At 57.1% G+C, this 5,787-nt stretch carries 5 protein-coding genes and 1 other RNA gene; 2 read left to right on the forward strand and 4 right to left on the reverse strand.

The features are described from left to right. Positions 1-2 precede the first annotated feature (2 nt). Together Q0K43_RS10045 and Q0K43_RS10050 are read left to right on the forward strand one after the other, a co-directional pair. A complete protein-coding gene (locus Q0K43_RS10045) occupies positions 3-989 on the forward strand; it encodes an amidohydrolase family protein (RefSeq protein WP_297290399.1) in 987 nt (328 codons plus the stop codon). A gap of 16 nt (positions 990-1,005) precedes the next feature. Further along, positions 1,006-2,310, forward strand: coding sequence for an MFS transporter (locus Q0K43_RS10050; RefSeq protein ID WP_297290400.1), 1,305 nt, complete (start codon positions 1,006-1,008; stop codon positions 2,308-2,310). 302 nt (positions 2,311-2,612) lie between these two features. Here Q0K43_RS10050 and Q0K43_RS10055 read toward each other — a convergent pair whose 3' ends face one another. The 4 genes from Q0K43_RS10055 to ffs all read right to left on the reverse strand — a co-directional run bounded on the left by Q0K43_RS10055 (position 2,613) and on the right by ffs (position 5,767). Beyond that, positions 2,613-3,269, reverse strand: coding sequence for a YoaK family protein (locus tag Q0K43_RS10055; protein WP_297290401.1), 657 nt, complete (start codon positions 3,267-3,269; stop codon positions 2,613-2,615). Positions 3,270-3,350: 81 nt separating this feature from the next. Next, positions 3,351-3,698, reverse strand: a complete 348-nt coding sequence (locus Q0K43_RS10060) for a YbaB/EbfC family nucleoid-associated protein (protein ID WP_297290402.1) — start codon at positions 3,696-3,698, stop codon at positions 3,351-3,353. 15 nt (positions 3,699-3,713) lie between these two features. Beyond that, on the reverse strand, positions 3,714-5,405 hold the full coding sequence (dnaX, locus tag Q0K43_RS10065; RefSeq protein ID WP_297290403.1) for a DNA polymerase III subunit gamma/tau: 1,692 nt from the start codon (positions 5,403-5,405) through the stop codon (positions 3,714-3,716). A 97-nt stretch (positions 5,406-5,502) separates the two neighbouring features. Continuing rightward, positions 5,503-5,767: signal recognition particle sRNA large type (gene ffs / locus Q0K43_RS10070), an RNA gene on the reverse strand. Positions 5,768-5,787 lie beyond the last annotated feature (20 nt).

Consider the following 5,787-nt stretch of genomic DNA (forward strand, 5'->3'; position numbering starts at 1 on the left):
AAATCCTCCTCTCTCCCCCCCGCTTTGCGGCCCCCCGGCCCCCCCGCCCCGCCCCCCCCCCCCCCCCCCGCTACGACAGTAAGACCGACGTGATTCATTGGACAGACAACATTGTCATGCCCCAAGGGCCTCTGTTGAAAAAGCTGCTGGATGTGGGAGAGGCGCGTTTGTCCCTTATGGACCGCCAGGGAATTACCCAGGCCGTTATCAGCTGTTCCCCCGGTGCAGAACAGCTTCCGGTTTCCGACAGCATCGCAGCCTGCCAGGCCACAAACGCCGCGCTGTATGAGCTGACCCGTCGCTATCCAGACCACTACCTTGGCAGCGCAATTCTGCCTGTGGGCGACATTGATGCATCTCTGGCGGAGTTGGAGCGTTGTGTCACTGAGTATGGTTTTGTCAGCTGGCACACCCATTCCAACTACGGGAACTCCGCACCGGACGAAGCCCGCTACCGGCCTTTATTTCGGAAATCGGCGGATCTGGGAATCTATGTCTATCTTCATCCGCAGCTGCCCGAGGGCAAACGATATGAGGGCTACGGCTTTACCTTTGCCGGCCCCGGCCTGGGATTCACGGTGGATACTGTAACCACCCTGCTCCGCATGGTGGTATCCGGTCTCTTTGATGAGATCCCCCATCTCAAGCTGGTATTGGGGCACCTGGGCGAGGGGCTTCCCTTCCTGATGGAGCGCATTGAAAATCGTATTAAATTCCTGCCTAATCCCGCCCTTCAATGTCATCAGGATCTACGGTATTATTTCCGTAATAACATCTGGGTGACCACAAGCGGCAACATGTCCAAAGAGGCCTTCCAGTGTACCAAGGATGTACTGGGTATGGATCGCATTCTTTTTGCCAGCGACTACCCCTTTGAATCTATCGAAGATATGATGGCTTTCCTGGGACAGCTCCCCCTGAGCCAGGAGGAAACCGAACAGCTCTACTTCCGGAACGCCGAAACTGCACTGGGGATCCCCCAGCTTTGATCAGGAGGTAATTGTGATGAATAGTCGTAAAAATGACGGCAACAAATCCTCTGTCGTAAACTTTGGCCTCCACGGCTGGGGTACCATTCTCTATTGTCTGCTCATGTTCTGGCTGTACGCCGGTATGGTCAACAGCAGTTCCAACGTCACCGCCCCGGCCATTGCAGAAAAGTTTGGTATTCTCAGTGGTACCGTGCTAAACATGAACACAGTGGCCGGCGTGGTAGGCGTAATCTTTTTCATCATTGTAGGTCAGATTAACCGTGCCATTGGCGCCCGGATCACTTCCGGCGTATGTATGATCCTGGCCGGTATCGCCTACATCGGCGTAGGTAACGCCACCAATCTGGTCATGTACACCGTCTGCATGTGCGTAGTGGTAGGCGCAGTTATGTCGGCGGGTTATATCTCCGGCGGCGATCTGGTAACCCAGTGGTTCCCCAAGAAGAAGGGAATCGTCATGGGCTACACCACCATGGGCCACAATCTGGCTTCCGTCGCCTTTGTGCCCCTCATCACCCTGCTGGTGGGCCGCATGGGTATCGGCAACGGTGTGCTGCCGATCTCAATCACCTCCATTGTACTGGGCATACTGGGTCTGATCCTGGTCCGTAATACCCCTCAGGAGCGGGGTCTCAACCCGGATAATGTTTCCGACGAAGTTTATCAGAAGGAATATTATCATGGCCCTCAGGACAGCACCGGTGGTTGGACCACCAAGAAGCTGTTGTGCTGCAAAGAGACCTGGCTGGTAGCAATCACCACCGGCATGTTCCAGATCTGCTCTTTGGGCGTGGTTTCTCAGATGGTTTCCCGCAATGTGGAACTGGGCTTTACCCGCGAGCAGGCTACCTTTATCCTCAGCCTGGTTGCCTTTATCGGTCTGATTGGTTCCTGGTTCGTAGGCTACATGGACGAGCGGCTGGGCACCAAAAAATCCATGGTTCTCTTCGGTATCTGGTATGCCCTCTCCCTGCTGGCCAATGCCACTGAAAACACAATTCTCGTCTATGTATCCATCTTTATGATTGGCATGTCCATCGGCGGTTCCGCCAATTTTACCACCTCTCTGGTGACTTCGGTCTACGGCCGCCAGGGGTTCAGCAAGGTCAACTCTGTCATTTTCCCTATCCAGGGTGCAGTCTCCGCCCTTTCCTTCCTGGTCAATGGTACTGTCTCTAACATCACTGGCGGTAACCTGCGGTACACTTACATTATTTTTGCCGGTATCTCCATCGTGTCCGCTCTGGTGGTGTTGGTGATCAACGAACATCGCTTCAACAGGGACTGGCAGCAGGGCCAGAATTCCGTCCACTCCTAAAACACATATCACGTTTCCCTCATTTCAAAATAACGCCGGCCTTTGCTGTCTGCCCCAACAAAGGCTGTCACTCAGGGGCAGTTCCCTCAAAAAAGGCCCGCCGCAGACTGTTGCACCTGCGGCGGGCCTTCTCTTATATAATGATGGGTAGTTGCTTCGTTGTATTTGTTTTGTTTACTCAGCCATCCAGCAATACAGGAAGGTCACGATCTGTCCGCGGTGACAGTCAGCATCAAACACAGCGGAAGACTGGCTGGTACCATTGCTAATTCCCTGCTCAACTGCCCGTAACACCGTCTCTTTCAACGCCGCATGAGGAGAAGAACGGTAATCAACGGGATGCAGGCAACTGCAACAGTATACACTCCCAGCATACTGCTGCACCATGCTCCTGCGCCCGCACCCACAATAAAGAAAAGGATGACCCCTCCATACCGTGCCGCCTGACCGAGGTATTCACGCTGGCCGGTACGGAAGAAATGATACAGGCGTTCTGTTCCGCTGCGCAGATTTCCGGTACACATGGTGGTGGCAAACGGATTGCCGTGAACCTTCCGAAAACTCTCCACCTGTACCGCGCATACAAACGACACCAATATGTTGGCCAGCGCGTCCAAGGTATGGGGGATCAGCGCAACCAGCAGCAAAAGCACCAGTTCCACTCCAACCGTCACCTGTCTCCAGTGAACCATCCGCGCCTCTTTTAGCCATGCTTTGATACATTCGGCGGCAAGCACGCCTGCTGCAAAGGCCAGAATAGGCAGCAAATAATGCAGTACGCTCCTCCAATCCCCCTCTATCGCCCGTACCCCCAAGAGAACGATGTTGCCGGTCTGCGCATTGGCAAAGACGCCCCCCCGCAGCAGATAGGTATAGGAATCCAACAGGCCGCCGGTGACAGCCAGCAATGCGCCTACCCGAAATCGCTCCGATGTCTGCAACTCTTTTCCAGTCCCCATGTTCCGCTCCTTTTTCAACACCGCATACAAACGCCATAAGAAATGGCCGCCCAGCGGCGGCCACTTCCCCTGTATTTCATTTCAGAAAGGCAGATTCAGCCCGCCGGTGAGCTGCTGCATGGAGGAGGCGGAATCGTTCTCCGCCGCCCGCAGCGCCTCGTTCACAGCCGCTACAATCATATCCTGCAGCATCTCCATGTCCTCAGGGTCTACCGCATCAGGATCAATCGTGACGCTCTCCAGGACCCGTTTCCCGGTCACCGTGGCGCTCACCGCACCGCCGCCCGCAGCAGCGGTGTAGGTCTTGTTCTCCAGCTCCTGCTGCATCTTCATCATGTCCTGCTGCATTTTCTGAACCTGTTTCATCATGTTCATATTCATGCCGCCGCCCATACCGCCAAAACCGCGGCTGTTAAATCCCTTTGCCATAGGTTCCAACTCCTTTTATTCCTGAATAATAATGTTATCAAACTGCTGGCCGATCGCCAACAGGTCATCCAAATTATCATGCTCAGCAGGGGCTGCTGACATCTGGGCACTCTTGGGCGGCGTTCCCACCTTCACCAAACACCGCACGGGACGGCCCGTCTGCGCACCTGCCAATTGTCCCAATGTTTCCAGTACGGCAGTTGCCCCCACCATGTTTTTGGTAAATTCCGTGTCCACCCACAAGGTCAACACCGCATCTTCCAGCACACCCCGAACTGCTGCCGGATTGCTCAGGAACGGATACACAGCGGGGAATTTTCCACGCAGGCCGGCCACCAGCCCCGGCCAAATATCTCCCGCCGGTGCAGCTGCATTGGCGGGCTGTTCCCGCGCCGGCTGCTGCGGCGCCGGGCCAGGCTTCTCCATCCTGTCCACCGGCTCGCCCGGCTCCTCCGGCAGCGGAGGCCGCTCCTCTTCCCAAGGCGGCCTGTCCTCCTCTGTCGGCATTTTCTGAGGCGGCTGTTTCTGGGGTGCCGGAGAGATCGCGCAGGAAGTCGGCACACCGCCGGCCACCAGTTCCTCCACCCGGGACAGTCTGGCATTGATTCCCGCCAAACTCTCATCCAGCGCAGGATCACACAGGCGGATCAAGCACAATTCCGCATCGGTTCGGCGATTGTTGCTGCGGGAAAGTTCTGCAATGGTGGTTTGGAGCAGCCCCAGCATCTGTGCAAGCCGCTGGGTCTGGAACAAGTTGGACAATCTCCGCATGGTACTCTCGTCATAGCCGCCGGTCAGCAGCGCGGCTCCGCCTTTGGGCGCCGTCTTGCGCACCAGAAGATCGCGGACCAACGCGGACAGTTCCCCCAGCAGGCTGCCAACTTCCTTGCCTGCGCCGTATAGTCTGGCCAGGGTCTCCAGCGCGGCAGCGGTATCACCGCCGCCAATCTGCTCCAGCAGGCGGGCTGTTTCCAGATTGCCGGCCAGGCCCAGGGCGTCCAGCACTTCCTGCTCACCGATGGGGCCATCCGGAATGGCACACTGATCCAGCAGCGAGAGGGCGTCGCGCAGCCCACCGTCGGCCAACCGGGCCAACAGTTCCGCCCCCTCCCCTCTCAGCTCCAGTCCCTCCTGCCTGGCCACATAGGCCAATCTTGCGGCAATGTCGCCCGGGAGGATACGTTTAAAGGAAAACTGCTGGCAGCGGGACTTGATGGTTGCCGGCACCTTGTGCAGTTCCGTAGTGGCCAGGATAAACATAAGGTGGGTGGGCGGCTCCTCCAGGATCTTCAGCAGCGCGTTGAATGCTGCGGTAGACAGCATATGAACCTCGTCCACAATATACACCCGCTTGCGGACAGCCGCAGGGGTATATACCGCCTCGTCCCGCAGGGCGCGGACCTGATCCACGCCATTGTTGGAGGCGGCGTCCAGCTCCAGCACATCCAGGATGGAACCGTTTTCGATCCCCAGGCAGGAAGGGCATTGATTGCAGGGGTTCCCATTTACCGGATGCTCACAGTTCACCGCCCGGGACAGGATCTTGGCGCAGGTGGTCTTTCCCGTTCCACGGGTACCAGTAAAAAGATAGGCATGGGAAAGCCTGCCTGTTTCTACCTGGCGTTTCAACGTATCGGTGATATGGGTCTGGCCAACCACATCATCAAAGGTACGGGGCCGCCATTTTCGGTATAATGCCTGATACACACCCATCACCTCAACAAAAAAATGAAAAAAGAGGGGCGGAGGATGCGGAAAGCCGCGTCGCTTCACCCCTCCCTCCATCATCCGGTACATGGCAAGACCGCACACCGGCCTTTGGAATCAACGCTATACCCGTTACCCTGGCAGCCGGCTCAGGAGCGGGAACCCCGCGGCACAGATCACGGTCCGCTTAGTGCTGCTCGGTTCCCCGCCTGACACGGTTCACGGGGCGACCTTGCGCGGGACCGATCCATCATCACCACTTACCAGGGTCAGACGATACAGCGCAGATCCGGGGGCCGGGATTCATCCCTGCTGTAGCGGGTTGCAGGTACAGGGCACCGCTAACTCCCCGACTAGTGCGGCCTTGCCTTGGACCGGACGC

Source organism: uncultured Flavonifractor sp., from assembly GCF_944383115.1.
Taxonomy (GTDB): domain Bacteria; phylum Bacillota; class Clostridia; order Oscillospirales; family Oscillospiraceae; genus Flavonifractor.

Coding starts and splice junctions, on each gene's coding strand:
- Q0K43_RS10055 (WP_297290401.1), bottom strand. CDS start 3,269: ATGGGGACTGGAAAAGAGTTGCAGACATCGGAGCGATTTCGGGTAGGC.
- Q0K43_RS10050 (WP_297290400.1), top strand. CDS start 1,006: ATGAATAGTCGTAAAAATGACGGCAACAAATCCTCTGTCGTAAACTTT.
- Q0K43_RS10060 (WP_297290402.1), bottom strand. CDS start 3,698: ATGGCAAAGGGATTTAACAGCCGCGGTTTTGGCGGTATGGGCGGCGGC.